This window comes from Companilactobacillus mishanensis (assembly GCF_003946505.1).
Lineage (GTDB): Bacteria > Bacillota > Bacilli > Lactobacillales > Lactobacillaceae > Companilactobacillus > Companilactobacillus mishanensis.
Window position 1 is genome coordinate 85213 of the sequence record NZ_RHON01000005.1, and the last position, 19296, is coordinate 104508.

Genomic DNA, 19296 nt, shown 5'->3' on the forward strand with positions numbered 1-19296 from the left:
GATTTTTTTTGCCCAAATTTCATTCACAAAAGTCTATAATTGGAATTATTGAATTTAGGGAGGGCTTTTTATGCGTAACAATCAATTTGCAATCAAGCCAACAAATTATGAAACACAATTAGTTGAACTGCATGATGTCCGTTTTTTGAACGACACCAATGACAATCTGAATGACCCACTATCATTGTGGATATCATTCTTAAAATTAAGTTTTCTTTCCGCAAAATCAGATAGTGTCTTTTCTCAAAAGCTGCAAAATATAATGGCAACTTCAGAACAAAATCTCCAAACATATATCAATAATCAAAAGGTTGTCTCAGTGACGGCCTTTTATAATGTCGCATTGCAATTATTGGGATTTCAGCCAGAATTAGATTTCCAGCTAAATGACACTCTTACAGCTATGAACAAGATTCAATTGAAAATTGCTGACCACTCTACCGACAGTTTCAATCTCGATGAATTAAAATCTGCTTGGTATTGGCTATTAGCCACTCATAACAAAGAAGGACAAACTTTCATTGACCAATTAGCTGCCAATGGATATTTCGTTAGCTTCTACGATGACGAAACTGTCAAAAAGCCACTATTATTTAATGGCAAAACTTTACCTGTATTTGATCCACATAAATTGATCAGAGAAGTTGTCTACGTTGAATCTCCACAAGATACTGACAATGACGGCAAATTAGACTTGCTTAAAGCTGAAATTTTACGACCAGCTGAAACTGAATCTGGTCTAAAAGTTCCTATATTATACACAGCTAGTCCTTACAATCAGGGAACGAATGACGAGACTGGCGAAAAACTTATGCACAATGTCAACGTGCCACTCAAAGTTAAAGTTGCCGATGATAATGAATATAAAGATATTGAGTATCATGCGGAAACAAAAAACTTACCTTCAGCTCGTAAAATTTCTGGGGAAACTGATAAGGCTGACGAAACATTTTCCCGTGAGCAATCATATACGTTAAATGATTATTTTCTAGCTCGTGGATTTGCTGTCGTCTATGCAGCCGGTATCGGAACTAAAGATTCGGACGGTGTCAGAACAACTGGCGATCCTGAAGAAACCACATCAACGATTTCCATAATTGAATGGTTGGCCGGAAGTCGAGTCGCATTTACAAACAAAATTGACAACATCCAAATAAATGCCTGGTGGTCTAACAAATCTGTCGCTATGACTGGTCGATCTTACTTAGGTACCCTTGCTACAGCAGCTGCCACTACAGGTGTAACTGGTTTGAAAACTGTCATCAGTGAGGCAGCAATTTCGAGCTGGTATGACTACTATCGTGATGGTGGCCTTGTCATCGCTCCAGGAGGATTTCCCGGTGAAGACGCTGACGTACTTGCTGAAGAGACCTTCAGTCGCCGACTTCAAGCAGGAGATTTCAATCGAATCAAAGATACTTGGGAACAAAAACTCACTGATATAACTAAAGGCCAAGATCGTGATACTGGTGATTACAATACATTTTGGGATGCCCGAAATTATCGTAAGAACATCAAAAATATTAAAGCTGACCTCTTGTTGGTACATGGACTTAACGATTGGAATGTTAAACCACGTAATGTCGAAAAATTGTGGCAAGGAGTCCAAAATCTTAATGTTTCCAAAAAAATCATTCTTCATCAAGGACAACATATTTATATAAATGCATTCAGATCAATCGATTACACTGACATTGTTAATCTATGGTTAACTCACGAATTACTTGGCGTCGACAATGATGCTGAAAATATTTTGCCAAACGTGATCGTCCAAGATAATGTTAAAACAGAATCATGGCATTCATATTCAAACTGGAGTTCAATAAAGAATCCGACAATGAATTATTACCTGAACAAAAATACTTTGTCTTCCGAAAAAACACCTGCAATTGAAAAAATTTCATTTAGTGATAAGCTACCTGATTTAAGTTTTAACAATTATTGCCAAAATATCGATAAGTGGCAAAATGATCTTCTCAGTGATCAAAAGTCACCTATTCAAAATAATCGTGTGATTTTTAAAACTGAAAAGTTAAATAACGAAGCACTGTTGGATGGTGTAGCGAAACTTAATTTACGTGTTTCTTCAAGTGCGAACGTCGGTTTATTGAGCTTTCAGCTGGTCGACTATGGTACAAGCAAAAGATTCAATATTTCTCCAAGCATTTTGAAAGCAAAAGGCTTGGCTGAGACTTATGATTGGCGTGAAGATGACTTACGGGAATTCGAGTTAAACACCAAATCAACTGATAGCAAAATGATCACCAAAGGGCATATCAATCTGCAAAATCGTGAAAATAATTTTCATGCGGAAAGTTTATCGCCAAATGAGTTCTACGATATCTCGGTAGAACTTCAACCTACTTTCTACAAGCTTCAAGCTGGTCATCAGTTAGGTCTAGTTGTTTACGCGACTGACTTTGGCATGACAGTCCGTGGAAATCAGGATATAAATTACACGATCGACATGAATTATTCATCTTTGATAGTGCCAATTCACAAATAAAATTTAAAACATTATTTCATATAATGTCATCAAATTAATTACATATTTTTAGTAATAATTAAATGGTGTTAAGTGGTGATTGTAAATGTTATAATCGCTCTTGAACTGTTCGATTTGGAGAGTAACTTTTATGGAAAAGAAAGATTTAAGCATGATGAAGAAAAACCCGCATGCTAAGATGTCATTTGCTGGTTTTCTCATTGCATTAGGTATTGTTTACGGAGATATTGGTACTTCTCCACTTTATGTTATGCACTCACTTATGGTCGGAAACGGTGGACTTAGTCGTATGTCTACCAATTTCATCCTGGGTAGTGTTTCATTGATTTTTTGGACGTTAACAATCGTTACGACTACTAAATACGTTTTAATTGCTCTTCGAGCTGATAACCGTGGTGAAGGTGGTATCTTTGCCCTTTACACCTTAGTCAGAAAACGAGCTAAATGGTTGATCATCCCTGCTATGATCGGTGGTGCAACTTTCCTTGCCGATGGAATGATGACCCCGGCAGTTACTGTTACTGCTGCAATTGAAGGTTTAAAAGGTATTGCAATAAATAACAATGTCTTTATTCACACTCAAACACAGGTAATAATTATTACCATCATCATCTTGTCTACCCTATTCTTTATCCAAAGATTCGGTACACAATTGATCGGTAGAGCTTTTGGTCCCATTATGACTGTCTGGTTCGGTTTCTTAGGATTACTGGGACTGTATAATCTGTCCTTTGACTGGTCAGTTTTACGAGCATTAAATCCTTACTACGCTATCGAATTATTGAAGAGTCCTTACAACCTTCGTGGTATTTTCATTTTGGGAAGTATTTTCCTAGCCACAACTGGTGCTGAAGCACTTTATTCTGATATGGGACATGTTGGCCGTCCAAATATTTACACTAGTTGGCCAGTAGTTAAAATCTGTTTGCTGCTAAGTTATTTGGGACAAGCTACTTGGATCCTTCGTGTTAAAGATAATCCGATGTTCCTTAACATGCCTAACTTCAATCCATTTTATGAATCAATGCCACCAAAATTAAGACTGTTTGGTATTTTCCTTTCAGCCATGGCCGCCATCATTGCCTCTCAAGCCTTGATTTCAGGTTCATATACACTGGTCTCTGAAGCTATCAAATTAAGAATTTTCCCACGTTTAAAAACATATTATCCAACTAACTTTAAAGGTCAATTGTACATACCAACTGTTAACTCGATAATCTGGATTGTTTGTTTATTGATCGTTATTTATTTCCAAAATTCAGAGAATATGTCTAATGCCTATGGTCTTGAAATTACGATCACTATGCTGATGACAACACTTCTGTTGCATCAATGGATGCTGATGAAGAAGTTCAATAAATTCTTTACAACGATAACGATTGGATTCTTCTTTATAATTGAAATCATTTTCTTGATCACAAACAGTAGCAAGTTTGTTCAAGGTGCTTATATTACAATGTTGATTGCCGCATTCCTAGTAGGTATCATGTTTGTTTGGAGATACGGTGACCGACTGATGGATGACAACACTTTCAGGAGTCATTTTGCTTCCTTGCTGGCGTTCAAACATCAATTAAATGACTTGAGAAAAGATCCCAGTTATCCTCTCACAACTACTAATTTGGTTTATTTAACAAAAGTACACGATGGTTATCGAATCAAAAAGAACATCTTGTACTCGATACTGGACAAACGTCCTAAGCGAGCTGAGGTCTATTGGTTCGTTACCGTCAACGTTACTGATGAGCCATATACAGCGGCTTATAGTGCTGAAACTTTCGATACTGACTACATGGTCAGTGTTCAGCTATACTTAGGTTTCAGAGTTGATCAAAAGGTTAACGTTTACCTCAGACAAGTTGTTAATGATCTGATGTCAAACGGTGAGATCAAGATGCAACCTCAAAAATATACAACCATCCCTGATCGTCAAGTTGGTGACTTCTCTTTCGTACTTATCAAAGAGGTCCTTTCACCTGATACAAGGATCAGTGGTGTAAAAAAAGGTATCATTCATTTGAGATTATTACTTCAAACATTTATTTCGCCAGCCAACTGGTTTGGTCTTTCATATAGTGATGTTGTTGAAGAACGTGTTCCATTAGTTCTTGGCAAGGTTTCTATGAACAGAATACGATTGGTAAGAAAAGATCGTGCTGCTTTGAAAGATATACCTGTTGATAATCCAGTCGGAGACGACGATGATGATGACGAAGATGAATAATAAAATGGAGCTTAGAAAATTCTAAGCTCCATTTTATTTTGCCTAATTTGCCAAATCCGTTTGACTAAGATCCGCAACTTTATCCTCATCATAAATACCTTTTTCTCTCAACAAATCATATACGTTTTGACCAGTTTTGAGTGATTCATGAACTATTTCACTGGCAACTTCATACCCTATAATAGGTGTCAATTTAGTAATAGTTTCAACGCTATTGTTTACGTCTTGCTCACATTTCTCACGGTTGGCTTGAATACCATCAATACACTTCGTGGAAAGCATCATGCAGGCTTCACTCAAGAAATCAATTGATTCAAACAGATCATGAAAAATAATCGGTTCAAAAGCATTTAATTCTAATTCTCCCGATTCGGCTGCAAAAGTAATAGTAGTATCATTTCCAATAACTTCAAACGCAATCTGTGAAACGACTTCTGGAATGACTGGATTGACTTTTCCCGGCATGATCGATGAACCAGCTTGTCTGGCAGGTAACGTGATCTCATGGAAACCACTCTTTGGTCCGCTGGATAGCAATCTCAAATCGTGACACATTTTTGAAACAGATACAGCAACAGCTTTTAGACTACCGGAGACTTGAACATATGAGTCCAAGTTTTGTGTCGCATCAATTAAATCTTCAGCTGGATGAACGTTAACCTGATAAGCCTTTCTTAACTCAGAATACAAAATATCTTGATAGCCATCAGACGTATTTACCCCAGTGCCTATTGCAGTTCCACCCAAATTCAATTCCAATAAGGACTTCATAGATTTCTGAAGCTGTTTTTGAGTGCGTTGCAAGCCATGTGCGAATGCTCCAAAACTATTACCTAAAGTTGTAGGGACTGCCTCTTGAAGCTGCGTACGACCAATTTTTTGAACATCAGCGAATTCTTCTGATTTCTTCTCCAATTTCTGGATCAATACTGAAAGTGAGGAATAGAGTTTTTGCGTTTTTACCAATGCTGCCAGTTTGCCGGCACTGGGATAAACATCATTAGTTGATTGTCCAGCATTTACGTCATCTTGAGGACTAAGATATTTGTACTCTCCTCTTTTATGACCCAAGAGAATCAGACCACGATTGGCAATAACCTCGTTGACATTCATATTAGTCGAAGTCCCAGCTCCACCCTGGATTTCGGGAATTATGAATTGATCGTCGAATTTACCGTCAATAATTTCTTCAGCAGATTTTCTAATGACCATGGCCGTTTTTCTAGAAATACGACCAACCTTCTCATTAGCAGTCGCAGCAGCCAATTTGATTTCAGCCAACTGCTTAATCAATTCCATATCAGTCTTTTTAACGTTTATTTTGAAGTTATCTTGAGCACGTTTTGAGTTAATTCCAAAGTACTTATCTTCATCAATCTTTAATTCACCAAAAGAATCTTTTTCGATACGTTCATCCATGTTGACTACCTCACTTTTGTTATTGGCGCTAAAGATAGCACGTTGCATTTAACAAATAAATAGATAGGCTGTTATAATTTGGAATACAAAAATAGTTTTCAAAATTGCTTAATAATATAAAGAAATCAGCATATTTTGCTAAAGAGAAGAAACCATGAATGATATAGACTAAAAGATATTGAACTACATCCAAGCAAATGGTAGATTATCGATAAAAAAACTAAGTGAAGAATTATTTATCACTCCACCAGCAGTATCGCAGAGACTAAAAAAGCTTGAGGACGCTGGTTACATTCAAGGATACGGTGCCAAATTGGATTACCCAAAAGTTGGGCTTAAAATCAAAGCTTTTGTAAATTTGGAAGTCAGTCCAGATCAAAAGCCAAAATTTTATGATTTTATCGCGACCGTTCCAAATGTTTTGGAATGTGATTGTATAACTGGACCCTATTCGATGCTTTTGAAAGTTGTTTTTCAGTCGACTCAAGCATTGGATGATTTGATCAATGAATTACATAAGTTTGGAAGCACCAACACCCAGATTGTTTTCTCCACACCGAAAGAAGATCGTGGATATTATTTTAAATAGGTTTGGTTAGTTTTTAGCTTCCGATTACGTCAAAAAATCGATTTTTCGGGCTGGAACGTAGGCGACATCGTTTTAAGCTTTCCCAAGTTCAGGGAAATCTTAAAATCGAGTCTTTTCCTAAGTCTCGTACCTCGACTAAGGAAAATCTGCCTACTGAGACCAAATCGATTTTTTGACTCCATCTAGTTTTAGTCACACTAAAAATATTATCCGGCGGCTTTGCGCAATTCATAGTAAATATGTTTTATCCATTAAATATTTAAAGCCTACATTCAATTTTAAAAAAACGAAAAAGGGAGTCAGAAAACTTAATTGTTTTCTGACTCCCTTTTGAGTAATAATTTTACAAATTAAACATATATGTAATTCTATTCAGACCGGAAGAAAATTGAGGTGGGGGTGAAGCCCATCATTGGTCGTTTGTTGGCGTAGCCAACGCTTCAGACAGTTGCGCACGCGCCGAAGGCGACGTACGTTCCTTCAACTCATGGCGTTCCCATCCCCCACCACAATTTCCTGTAGGTCGGGTCACAACTACCTATTAGAACTTACTATATCCAAAGAGTCATTCAGTTCGTAAATTATCGGTTGCCCGTTTGCAACTTCTACGCCATCTATATCATCATCGTCAATCTGTTCCAAATACTTGATCATTGCTCGTATCGTACTGCCGTGTGCTACGACTAACTGGTTTTTACCATCTAGCAATCCTGGTGCTATATGATCAACATAATATGGAATTATCCGTTTTGAAGCTACGTATAAGCTTTCTGACAAGGGCATTGATCTTGGATCAACATACTTATATGGCCCTACTCTGGGATCACGTTTGTCCAATTTTGGTGGGAAAACGAAAAATGATCTTCTCCATTCTCTTACTTGTTCTGCACCATACTCTGCTCGTGTTGCATCTTTATTCTGTCCTCGTAACGCTCCATAATGTCTTTCATTCAGCTGCCATGCTTTGGTTATGGGAACATAATTTAAGTCTAGATCATCTTGAATAATGTAAGACGATATTATCGCGCGCTTCAGGACTGAGGTATATACGTGATCGATATCGATACCATGAAGACTTTTTGCAACTTGATGTGCCTGATTGATACCATTTGCAGTCAGACCAACGTCATTCCAACCTGTATAAATATTGTTAGCATTGGCGATGCTTTCACCATGTCGCACTAAAATGAGTTTTACCATTTGTTGATAATTCCTACTTTTACTTATGATTTGATACAAATAATGGTATCACTAAATTAATCTAGATTTAAATCTATTTTCATAGTGTTTTCTGAAATCACTTTAAATCTACTCCATAATATTGTTCGGCAGCTTCTAACGCCTTTCCACCATAAACGATTGCTGGTCCGCCATTCATCATAATGGCTACATCAACTGCTTCCACAACTTCTTCAACCGTTGCTCCTGCATCTTTTGCTGCAGCAAGGTGACTGTTAATACATCCCTCACAGTGAATGACAATTGAGATGGACAATGCCATTAATTCCTTTTCCTTCTTACTCAAGGCTCCATCTGCAATAGCATCTTGGTGCATTTTAATAAAGTCCATACCAACTATTTTGGTTTGTTTTAAAAGTCTGCCAGTATTTTCTTTGTCATGTTTATTTTCTGTTGCATAATCAATATCACTCATTTGTAATCCTCGCTTCGTCTAAAAGATTAATGGTTCTTTAAGTCCTCTTGTACATTCCGCTTGTAAAGTTACGTGAGAGACCTTAAATTGAGTCTTCAGAAGGTTTTCTATTTCACGATAGATTTTTTCAAGTTCATCCATATTGCATTGCTTTTTGACGTTGATATGCGCATCAAAAATAATATAGTTCTCGTCGATCATCCAAACGTGAATATGATGGATACCTACAACATCTGGAACTGTCAGTACTGCCTTCTTCACCGCCTTCAAATCAATCTCGGGACTGGCCTCCATCAAAATATTGACTGTCTCTTTAACTACGTCATATGATTCTTTCAAAAGCCAAATGGCAATCAATATAGTAATAAGTGGATCGACCCAGTACCAGCTGAACAATGTAATGAAAATTGATGCAACGACAACTCCAACTGATGACAAAGTATCTGACATCATGTGTAAGAATGTCGCTTTGATATTTAAGTTATTCTTTGAGCCGCTCCAAAGAGCAACCATCGAAATCAAATTAGCTACTAATCCGATGATAGATACGATCATCATCAAAGAACCATTAATATGTTGTGGTTGACGGAAACGACGAATTGATTCAATGATCATTAATATTGTAATAACGATCAAGATACTTGAATTTACAAACGCAGCTAGTATTTCTGCCCGTTTGTAGCCGAATGTTTTCTCGGCGTTATTGTGCCTACGTCCGATCAAATTTGCGACGTAAGAAATAACGATGGAAATTGAGTCTTCCAAGTTATGAACAGCATCAGACAATAGTCCTAAACTTCCTGAGATGATACCTCCGAAAAATTCTGCCACGGTTATGATCAAATTCAGTGCTGTCACAGCTAAAAATCTCTTGCCTGTAACGTTTGAGTGTTCCATTTCTTTAGTTCACCTCTCATGACTCTATGATACCAAAGTAACATACAAAAGATGCAAACGTTTACCAAAATACAATAAAAAAACAGACTGAATATTTTCAGTCTGCTGGTCTTATATTTGATTTGTATTTGCTATCTTGAAGTTGTAGGTTTGGCAACAACTTTGATTGGATGAGCTATATCGATCGATTCTGAAAATTGATTCGTAATATAGTTTCTCATACCATCACGTGCTTCTTTTTTAGAAACATTGTGGCAAATGCGCTTCTTAGCAATTCGTTGGCCTTTCTTATCTAAAAAATTGCATGTGACTTCATAGTCGCCTTGATTACCAAAAAACAACATCTTTGTTACCCCCTCGTAATTTGTTTTAAATAAATACCCCTGATGTTTCGACCAGATATTTATACCATTTTTATCAAATAGGTTCAATAGTTTTTACTGGTTTTTGCAAAAAAAGGTTGGTCAACTTTTAGTTAATTATTTTGTGCAAACAAATATGATAAAATAGTAAGTAATTGAGTTATCATTAGAAGGTATACATACTTGATGGGAGATTAACATGGACAATCAAAAGCCAACTATGACGCGTGGCGAATATCGTAAACAACACAAGCCATTTTATAAAAAGCTTTCATTCATAATTACACTTGCGGTTATCCTACTTGCCATTATAGCCGGTTTGGTTTATTGGGGTGTGGGAGTTGCTCACAAAGACAACACTGAAAATAATTCAGAGAAAGTTGAAAATGTGAAACCTAAAACTTCCAAGAAAAAAGCCGATGAATCTAGTAAGAAACAAGCCAGTCAGAGTGTTAAAAAAGAAGATGAAAAGTCAGACGAGAAGAAATCTGATGAAAAGAAAACATATTCAAATCCTGGATCTTATAACAATTTAGATTACAAGACTGATGATTTTGAATTCAAATTGAGTAATGATGTTAAGTTAGTTAAAGATGCTAATGGTGCCTCAGCGCTCTTGATCAAGTACACTTACACCAATAATTCAAAAGACAAGCAAGTACCCCAAAAAGTACAAGCTGCGAATATGATCTTGAAACAAGATGATAAAGTCTTGGAGCCAACTACTGGTACAGGTGACTTTGCTGATTTAGTTACTGGAAGTAATTACGGTATCGTAATCCCAGGTACAAAGTACGATGGAGCTTTACTTGTAAAAGTCGACAACACGAAGTCTGATGTAGATATGTACTTTATGAATATTGAAACTAAACAATATTTAAACACTATGCAACCTTTCAAATTATCGTAAATTAAAAGCGCAACCCATTAGGATTGCGCTTTTTGTGTGTCTGAAATTTGGCGATATGCAATGTAAATTGCAATAAACAATAGTATTGCTACAAATATAAGCGAGGCCATCGAAAACTTAACTGAGGCAGCCTGTTTCAAAGTGCTTGGCGATAGTAGTGGAAATACATCTTTAAGCATATGCAAAACAATGACGATTGTTAGATTATGAGTTTTAACATAAATTGCACCAAACAGTACTCCTAATGTCATTGCAAACAATACCTGGACGGCGACATAACCGAATGATAAAGTTCTCAGGTTTATTGAGTGAATGATTCCAAATAAGAACGCCGACCCCAGTACAGCATAGAACGCTTGATTGTGAAATATCTTTAGGAATAGTGGTATCAGTAGACCCCTGAAAACATACTCTTCAGTCAGTCCTACTAAAATACACATGACCACAACATTTATTTTGAACGAAAAATCTTGTACCAGCAACATTGGAATATCTAGGAACAACACAAAGACAAATGTGGGTAATGTTGTATAAAATTGTTCGCCCAAATCTTTGCTGGAAAACCAATGTATTTTCTGATGAAATAAGAAAATATTAGCAACAAATAATACTGCAAATATCAAAAAATCGGTGAATCCCTGAGACCAGATACTGTTCCAGCTGGAAGGTATGACCAAATTTGCGCCTATCAAAACCAAAATAAAAATAATGAATATCGATAATATTTTTGTCCACGGATTACTTAGAAATTTCAAAAGTTGATTCCCCTTTTTTCTCTTTTATTGTTAGTTACCTGCAGTTGGGTTTAGTATGTAAATAAAACAAGTTATCACACTAAGGTGTTGTAAAAAAATGAAGAGAATTAATTTAACTTATATACTTCAGTTTATCTTTATGCTCCTGTCCGCTTTACTAATGGGATTCGCCTTGAGCTACTCTCAAATTGGATCTCTGAAATATACATTTTCCACTGTTACTGAGACCTATGTTGGCATGTATTTGATCACGTCCTTGATCCTATTTTTAGTATATCTAGGATTTTACGCTATCTTTAATAGATTCTTCTACTCAACGGCTTTATTTTATGTTTTATTTGGAATTTATGCGATTGCCAATCGACTAAAAGTAATGTATCGGACTGAGCCCGTTTTACCAAGCGACCTAATATTCCTAAAAAGTTTTAAAGAGTTAGTTTCAATGGTCAGCTCCAAAATAATTATCATCATGGTAATAGTATTGGGAATAATTATCTTCAGCTCCATCCTACTCGAAAAATTCTTCGGCAAAAAAATGCTGCATATGAAGTGGTGGCTACGTATTGTCCTTATGATAATACCAGTCATAACTATTGGCAGTTTTTATTCAGCAAACGATGAAAGCTCGGTCGTTACTAACATTCTCAATAAGGCTGGTAGATCTGAATTCACACCTAACTTGATGTGGGAAACTAATAGCAACGGACCACTGATTACTTTTCTATCTAACATCCATGTTAAAGTCATGGACAAACCAGACGGATATAACGAAGCAAAAATTGATTCTATCGTTAAAAAGTACAAAAATGTCGCAACTGAAATAAATAAAAGCCGCCCAAACAATGACGTAAATAAACAAACATTGATTTTCGTTTTGAGCGAAAGTTTTGCGGATCCAACACGTGTTCCTAATGTGAAGTTGAACCAAGATCCCATCCCTAACGTTCGCCAAATAATGAAAAATAATACCTCAGGTATGATGTTAAGTTCTGGGTATGGTGGTGGAACTGCCAATATGGAATATATGAGTTTCACTGGACTAGCATTCAATCAGTTTTCAAAGTCACTTCAAACTCCGTATGTCCAACTTGTGCAAAATCAGAAGAATCCTGAAAATATCACCAACCAGTTTGAAAATAAGAATGCAATCCACCCCTACATTGGTAATTTCTATAATCGTAGTAGTGTCTATAACAGATTTGGCTTCCAAACTTTCAGAAATACCGATTCAACTGGTTCTTTAGCACTCCACTACACTGATCCTGAAGATGGTAGCCAATACATTAGCGATGCTTCAGCATATAAAGACGTAACTTGGCAAGTCAATCAAGTCAAACAGGGACAATTTATTAGTTTAGTAACGATGCAAAATCACATGCCTTATTACAACAACTACCAAGGAAATAATTTCAAAGCCTCTGGAAGTGGTGTTGGTAAGAATGCTAAACAAGTCGCAAATTTTGCGAAGGGATTGAATTTAACAGATGAAGCAACTCAAAGTTTTCTAGATGAACTCAATAAAATAAATAAGCCTATTACCGTGGTCTTTTACGGTGACCACCTGCCCGGAATTTACGATGGTAACAGCATGCGTAAATACAATGTATCTGAACATGAGACTGAATATTTTATCTACAGCAACAAATACGCCATTGATCATAATATGGGCACTACAAAATTAAATGGGAACGCAGCAATCACCGATCCAAATGGTTTTATTCCACTTACATATCAACAAATGAAAGAGAAAGTTACACCTTTCTATGCCCTGTTAACTAAAATTCAAGAAGATGCACCGGCAATGGCAAAAAGTACCGTTGGTAACTCAGAAAGTTTGTACGTAAACAAAAAATCTGGCAAAAAAATATCCTACAAGGATTTAACTGCCTCTCAAAAAGAACTATTAAATGATTACAAACTTATCCAGTACGATTTGACGGCTGGTAAGGGATATAGCAACAAATTAGATTTTACAAAATAGTATTTCCCAAATTTAGAACAAAAAAAATGAGATTGGTGTAATTTTCCAATCTCATTTTTTGATTTAATCCCAAATTTGAACTCTATTGTTCGGGTCACGGTACATTCCCTCACCTGGTTGAACATCATAAGTCGAGTAGAAATCTGGCATATTTGATACGTTTACATTAACACGCAATGGCATCGGTGCATGCGGATCTTGGGCAAAGTTATTATCAAACAGTAACTTATCCATTTGTACTCTATTTGAAGTTGCATATGATCTGAAGAACTGATCAATATTTGCATGTCCTGTTGCTTTCAAGGCATTCTCAGAAACTTGTAATCCAGCATTATCAGCCAGTGCTTCATCAACAACTTTAGCACCGGAAATAACTTTATCAGCATAATTTATACCGTTATACTGACTTGCAACGGTGCTCATTTTTTGATTAAGGACTTTCAAATCTTCAGGTGTAAGCCAATTCTCGAAAAGGCCATAACCATTAAATAATGACCCATTTGAATCAAAAGCATGGCTTAATTCGTGGCCTATTACGGTACCTAGAGCACCATAGTTCTGTGAATCTGTCTGATTGATATCAAAGAAAGGCGACGTTATGAACGCTGTGGAAATATAAATAGCGTTATCCTGAGGTGAATAATATGCGTTAGTTACTAGACTAGATAAGTCATTCCATTCGCCTCTAACAGCTGGTCTAGCATAAGTTTTGAATCTATCCAATTTTTCAGTCGTAAGTAAATTCAAATAATTTTGATAAATCGACTTTGTTGGATCAACCGTTACATCGTTATAGAAGTCATAAGAGTCTGAAGGATAACCAACATTAACTATCATCTTGCTGAGTTTGTTCAGAGCTTGATCTTTTGCTGAGTCACTTAACCAAGTACTATCAGTTATTTCCTTTTCATAACTCGACATGATGTTGCCGATCATCTGTTTAACGCCTGATGCTTGAAGTTTAGAAAGCAAAATGTCTCCAAAATATTTACTGAATTCAGGAGCAAAAGCCTTGCTCGTCACATAGTAAGCTAGATTCGATTGAGTCTCTGCTTTTGTATGACCATTTTGATAAGTATCATGCTCTGTTAAATTTTTCATATATGATGAACGGTTTAAAACCAGCTTTGAGACCATCCAATCTCTGACCATATAGAACGTATCAGCATTGAACAACCTATTGAATTTATTGTAAAAACTAGGAGTCATCTCATAAATATATCCAGGTGTCTCTCCTACCAATTGATCAACTAATGTATCCAAGTCCAAATAAGGACTAATGTTGGCGAAATTTGAAAATACTACAGGTAAATAATTTCCATTCTGATTGATACCAGCACCAGTGTAATTATCCTGAAGCTTGTTTTCAGCACGATCATTGGCTGTTTGAATTTGATACAATAATTTGTCGAATCGCTTAGTATTAATAATCAAATCTTGTATTTCTTCAAAGGTCCAATGTGCATTTGAAGCTAAATAGTTTCCAATGGTATCTTGAGAAGTTTTCATATTATCTGTAAACTCGCCATTATCATCCAATAGCAAAGGTGTAGCGCCATAAAAGTAGAGTGTCTTTAAAGAACTATCATTTTGATCACGATCGATTTTTATTCCAAATGGCAAACTGATATCTTGAGCCATAAGATTGTATAAATTTTCATTTAAGTCAGTGATATTGTTTAATCCCCTGACTGTTTTAATATCTTGATTGATGCCATTAAAAGCTGCATCATTGGACAAATCGCTATTGTAAGCTTGGCGATAAAATTCAATAGCTTTCAACATGGTTGAATCGTTGGTTGGCACAGTTCCATTGACATAGCTCATAAATTTATCATGAACCTTATTGTCCATTTGAGTTTGAGCGGTCTGTAAGGCACCCATTTGTTGACCAACTGCAGGTTTGGCTACATTCAACCATTTTCTATTAACGTAGTGAAAGTAATCTTTACCCGGATTGTCGATATTTGTCTTTGACCAGTTTGTATCTGAGTCAACAGTGGAGGAAGTATCATTATTTACAACGGTATTATTGCTATTTGTTGTCGAATCAGATTGTGTTTCCGAAGTTGCATCTGATTTTTGAGCAGACTCTATTCCTGTAACGCTACCATCATTGGTAACTGTCTGTTTTTCATTCTGAGGTTCAGCTGTAGTATCGGCCTTGGCAGTTTGAGTCGTAATTGTTGCACCTAACAATACTGCCGCAAACATCCAGACTTTTAATACATTTTTGTGCAATTTCATGATATTTCCCCCTGATAAGTTCATTTTCAACCTATTGAAAGAAATACGCAATAAATAGTTAGAATATTTATTAATTAATTCATATAAAAAGGACACAAAATTTATTGTGTCTCCGAATGATGATAAAAACGGTGCTGAACGTACGAAAAGTATTTCCAAAAATCATGATTTATTGTTTGCTTGATATTGTAAACTATCTAATGAAGTAAATAATTGTTAAGAGGTCAGAGCTTTGCAGTCAATCGGATTGATAATAGGATCAAACAGACCAAACAGAATCGCAATACAAATTGCTAAATGGATCGATGAAAATTTTGACTCATCAAGTTTGGAATTGGAGATGATTGATCTAAAAAAGATTAATCTCCCCTTCTTAGATGAACCTGAAATTCCGGCTAAGGGTAATTACCAGCAAGGACATACCATCAAATGGGCAAAGTAAATCAACAGCCTAGACGGAATAATTATTCTCTATCCACAGTACAATTGGGGATATCCAGCGGTTCTTAAAAATGCACTCGATTATTTATATGATGAGTGGCGTGGTAAGCCAGTTTCAACTATTGTTTATGGTTCACACGGTGGTTTTCAAGCACAGATAGCTTTAGATTTAGTACTTAAAGGACTACACATGAATACTTTAAACTCAACCATCTCGTTATCGATCAAAACAGATAATTTCAACGTTGATACCGATTTGGAAAAATATAGGTTTAACTTAGAAGCAGTCATTCACGAATTTGAAAATATACTTAACTAAAAAAGTCTCCCAAACGGGAGACTTTTATTTTGTAGTAACTTCTACAATTTTAGAAAGCATGGAGACCGATGGTGCATATGCATCAAATCGCATAAATCCAACATCTGTCATATTCGTAATGATTACCATGGTATCAGTATCTTTGCCTGCTGCTTTGATCTTATCTAAGTCTGCGAAGACCAATGTATCTCCATGATGAATTCTTTGTCCATCTTTCACTTTGACTTCAAATGGTTCCCCATTCATTTCAACAGTATTGATACCAATGTGAACTAAAACTTCTAATCCACTGTCGGTCTTGATACCAAGTGCATGTTTGGTTGGGAAAATTGAAGTGATAATTCCATCGACTGGCGCAACAATATTGCCGTCAGAAGGTTTAACTGCATACCCATCACCTAATAACTTTTGTGAGAAGGTATCATCAGGAACTTGACTGAGTTCCTCATATTGACCATTGGCAACACTATAGAATTCTATTTTCTGACTAGATTTAATATCAGAAGTTTTTTTACTTTCAGATTCTGTAGTATCTTTGCTCTCATTTATTTTCAAATTAGTTGGTGCTTTCGCATCAAACAAGTTTGTTAAGGCATCAGCAACAAATTGTACCTCTGTTCCAATGATGACTTGAATATTAGTTTTATCAATAACATTTATTCCTGCAGGATTAGCTGATTGAATAACTGACTTATCGATCTTATCAGTATCTTTCAACTGCAAACGTAATCGAGTTGTACAGTTGTCGATCTCGCTGATATTTTCAGCCCCACCTAATCCAGCATAGATTTTCTTAGCTTGAACAGTATATTTGTCATCTGAATCTTCTGTGGCAATTGCCACATCCCCTGCCAATTCTGTTTCTTCGATTGGTTCACGGCCAGGTGTCATCAAGTTAAATTTCTTGATGGCAAAATCAAATGTAAAGAAGTAGATTGCTGCCATAACTAGCCCTTGAACGACAAGCATATATGGCTTATTTGCAATTGGAATGTGGAAACTTAAAATGTAATCCACTAAACCAGCACTAAATGTGAATCCTGATGTCCAGTGCATCAATGCAGCAAATCCTAAAGATAGTCCTGTCAAAACTGCGTGCAATACATACAATGGCCATGCTAAGAACATGAACGATAATTCCAAAGGTTCTGTAACACCGGTGAAGAAAGAAGCAATCGCTCCAGCCATCATCAAACTACCAGTAGCTAATTTTCTCTCAGGACGCGCATTGCGATAGATTGCGTATGCTCCTGCTGGCAAACCAAACATCATAACTGGGAAGAATCCAGCTTGATAAATACCAGTTACCCCTTTAACACCTTTGCTTGCCCAGAAGTTACCAATATCATTGATACCTGCTGTATTTAACCAAAATACTTGGTTCAAAGCTTGATGTAATCCTGTTGGGATCAATAGACGGTTAAAGAATCCATACAACCCAGCGCCTGCAGCACCTAGGCCAATAAAGAACTTACCAAATGCAACTAGTGCCTCATAAACTGGAGGCCAAGTAAACAGCAACACAACGGTAATAACTAACATTGCAAGAGATGAAACGATTGGTACTAATCTCTTTCCACTGAAGAATGACAATGCCATAGGCAATTTTGTCTGATGGAAGCGATTATATAGTGCTGCAGCCACAAGCCCAGCAATTATTCCAATAAAAACATTACCGGATATAGCACCAAAAGCCGGATCAACAGCCTTCTCCTGAATACCAAATAATGTTGCTACACTTGCTGGTGATAGAACATAAACGGGAACGAAATATGCAACTACCCCTGCTAATGCAGCCGCCCCATCTTTATTCTTTGACATTCCGATTGCTAAACCAACCGCAAATAGTAATGCCAAGTTAGTTAAAATCGAATTACCACCTGCCTGAAGGAATTGAGCAAACGACCAATTCTGAGGCAATAGATGGCCGATACCGACTAACAAACCTGCTGCAGGTAATACCGCAACTGGCAATTGAAGTGATCGACCCATACGTTGGAAATATGTTTTCATTTTATAATTTTCCCCCAACTAAACCATGTTGTTTTTTTCACGAGACCTATAATACTGGTATAGTTAGGCTGTTTCAAGTACTTTGTTTTATATTTTAACCTTTGTAAGCGTTTATAATTATATTATTAGTTTTTCAGAAAAGATTGGTATATACAAAAAAATAAGGATGAGATATATAAATATCTCATCCTTATAACTTCTATACCAATGTATCACGAATTAATTCGTATGCATTACCATTATTTGATTCTCTGATCATATATTGGCTTGTTATTTGTGTTTGTAAATTTTCTTTTTGCTTTGCGGTTTTTGTTCTAAGAGCTGATCTCATCTTTTTATAAAGTGAGTTAAAAGTCTTTTATCTATTCGTCAATTGAGTATTTTTAACCTCAGCCTGTGTAAGACTATCCGCATAGGTACGGGCTTCCTTACAAAAATCAAAGGCTTGGTCAGTCACTTGTAAATTATTTACTTTAGCAGTTATTGCTTGATTTAGTGAGCGTTCGTTATTTACTTTTAACATCATCATCGTCCCTACTCCTAACCAATTTTCTCATAGTATGACATGCGTATTGTTGATTGGGAATTCAATTACGGTAAAGAAAACTAAACGTTTTTAATTTTCCTTACAAATAAATTATAAGTTAACTTTCATTTCTAAACAATCGGTTGCATAGCTTTGAAAACGTATTCTTTCATTATTTTTTTGACATGCTTTTTAATAATCGATTTATACAAAAATATGTAACGTTTAATAATCAAAAACCTGTTATTAATCGGTGTTTAAAGTGTTTTCAAAACTATTCAGTATATATTGATGATAATAATAGCTGCATGTTTTTAATACTTTTAATATATATTCTAATATTGTATAGATTATTTTAACTGTTTATATAATTAGGTTATTAATGTAAGGACATTCAAAACTTTCCTTAAACATAAATATGACCGGTATTTTAAATTGATCCTATAAATATAC

14 protein-coding genes and 1 pseudogene are annotated in these 19296 nt (G+C 36.0%); 6 read left to right on the forward strand and 9 right to left on the reverse strand.

The annotated features are described in order from the left end of the window. Positions 1–70 precede the first annotated feature (70 nt). Positions 71–2506: a Xaa-Pro dipeptidyl-peptidase gene (locus EKM63_RS07030; protein WP_125705122.1), complete on the forward strand. Its 2436-nt coding sequence runs from the start codon at positions 71–73 to the stop codon at positions 2504–2506. A gap of 130 nt (positions 2507–2636) precedes the next feature. After that, positions 2637–4730, forward strand: coding sequence for a KUP/HAK/KT family potassium transporter (locus EKM63_RS07035; protein WP_125705124.1), 2094 nt, complete (start codon positions 2637–2639; stop codon positions 4728–4730). A gap of 42 nt (positions 4731–4772) precedes the next feature. Here the strand turns inward: EKM63_RS07035 and EKM63_RS07040 are convergent, their stop codons facing one another. Next, positions 4773–6149 (reverse strand): aspartate ammonia-lyase, encoded by a 1377-nt coding sequence (locus EKM63_RS07040; RefSeq protein ID WP_125705126.1) that lies wholly within the window; start codon positions 6147–6149, stop codon positions 4773–4775. Positions 6150–6327: 178 nt separating this feature from the next. On the opposite strand from EKM63_RS07040, the gene EKM63_RS07045 reads away from it, so the two are divergent. Further along, positions 6328–6738 (forward strand): Lrp/AsnC family transcriptional regulator, encoded by a 411-nt coding sequence (locus tag EKM63_RS07045; RefSeq protein ID WP_377768712.1) that lies wholly within the window; start codon positions 6328–6330, stop codon positions 6736–6738. Positions 6739–7272: 534 nt separating this feature from the next. Here the strand turns inward: EKM63_RS07045 and EKM63_RS07050 are convergent. The 4 genes from EKM63_RS07050 to EKM63_RS07065 all read right to left on the reverse strand — a co-directional run bounded on the left by EKM63_RS07050 (position 7273) and on the right by EKM63_RS07065 (position 9633). Next, complete coding sequence (locus EKM63_RS07050; protein WP_125705128.1) at positions 7273–7938, reverse strand: 2,3-bisphosphoglycerate-dependent phosphoglycerate mutase; 666 nt, start codon at positions 7936–7938, stop codon at positions 7273–7275. A 97-nt stretch (positions 7939–8035) separates the two neighbouring features. Beyond that, entirely contained in the window at positions 8036–8392 is a 357-nt protein-coding gene (locus EKM63_RS07055) for a carboxymuconolactone decarboxylase family protein (RefSeq protein WP_125705129.1), read from the reverse strand. Positions 8393–8410: 18 nt separating this feature from the next. Beyond that, on the reverse strand, positions 8411–9289 hold the full coding sequence (locus EKM63_RS07060; RefSeq protein ID WP_125705131.1) for a cation diffusion facilitator family transporter: 879 nt from the start codon (positions 9287–9289) through the stop codon (positions 8411–8413). A 131-nt stretch (positions 9290–9420) separates the two neighbouring features. Next, positions 9421–9633: a hypothetical protein gene (locus EKM63_RS07065; RefSeq protein WP_125705133.1), complete on the reverse strand. Its 213-nt coding sequence runs from the start codon at positions 9631–9633 to the stop codon at positions 9421–9423. A 217-nt stretch (positions 9634–9850) separates the two neighbouring features. Here EKM63_RS07065 and EKM63_RS07070 point away from each other — a divergent pair, with 217 nt between their 5' ends. Next, on the forward strand, positions 9851–10561 hold the full coding sequence (locus tag EKM63_RS07070; protein ID WP_125705135.1) for a DUF5067 domain-containing protein: 711 nt from the start codon (positions 9851–9853) through the stop codon (positions 10559–10561). Between the two features lie 17 nt (positions 10562–10578). Here the strand turns inward: EKM63_RS07070 and EKM63_RS07075 are convergent, their stop codons facing one another. Beyond that, complete coding sequence (locus tag EKM63_RS07075; protein WP_125705137.1) at positions 10579–11316, reverse strand: CPBP family intramembrane glutamic endopeptidase; 738 nt, start codon at positions 11314–11316, stop codon at positions 10579–10581. Positions 11317–11413: 97 nt separating this feature from the next. On the opposite strand from EKM63_RS07075, the gene EKM63_RS07080 reads away from it, so the two are divergent. After that, positions 11414–13297, forward strand: coding sequence for an LTA synthase family protein (locus EKM63_RS07080; protein ID WP_125705139.1), 1884 nt, complete (start codon positions 11414–11416; stop codon positions 13295–13297). A gap of 63 nt (positions 13298–13360) precedes the next feature. Here the strand turns inward: EKM63_RS07080 and EKM63_RS07085 are convergent, their stop codons facing one another. Continuing rightward, positions 13361–15544 (reverse strand): M13 family metallopeptidase, encoded by a 2184-nt coding sequence (locus tag EKM63_RS07085; protein ID WP_164504925.1) that lies wholly within the window; start codon positions 15542–15544, stop codon positions 13361–13363. Positions 15545–15791: 247 nt separating this feature from the next. Here EKM63_RS07085 and EKM63_RS11465 point away from each other — a divergent pair. Next, positions 15792–16304, forward strand: a pseudogene (locus EKM63_RS11465) (NADPH-dependent FMN reductase). A gap of 24 nt (positions 16305–16328) precedes the next feature. Here EKM63_RS11465 and nagE read toward each other — a convergent pair. Together nagE and EKM63_RS11310 are read right to left on the reverse strand one after the other, a co-directional pair. Continuing rightward, positions 16329–18317 carry an N-acetylglucosamine-specific PTS transporter subunit IIBC gene (gene nagE, locus EKM63_RS07100; protein ID WP_125705145.1) on the reverse strand — a complete coding sequence of 663 codons (1989 nt, stop codon included), beginning with the start codon at positions 18315–18317 and terminating at the stop codon, positions 16329–16331. 358 nt (positions 18318–18675) lie between these two features. Then, positions 18676–18846 (reverse strand): hypothetical protein, encoded by a 171-nt coding sequence (locus tag EKM63_RS11310; protein WP_164504926.1) that lies wholly within the window; start codon positions 18844–18846, stop codon positions 18676–18678. Between the last annotated feature and the right edge of the window lie 450 nt (positions 18847–19296).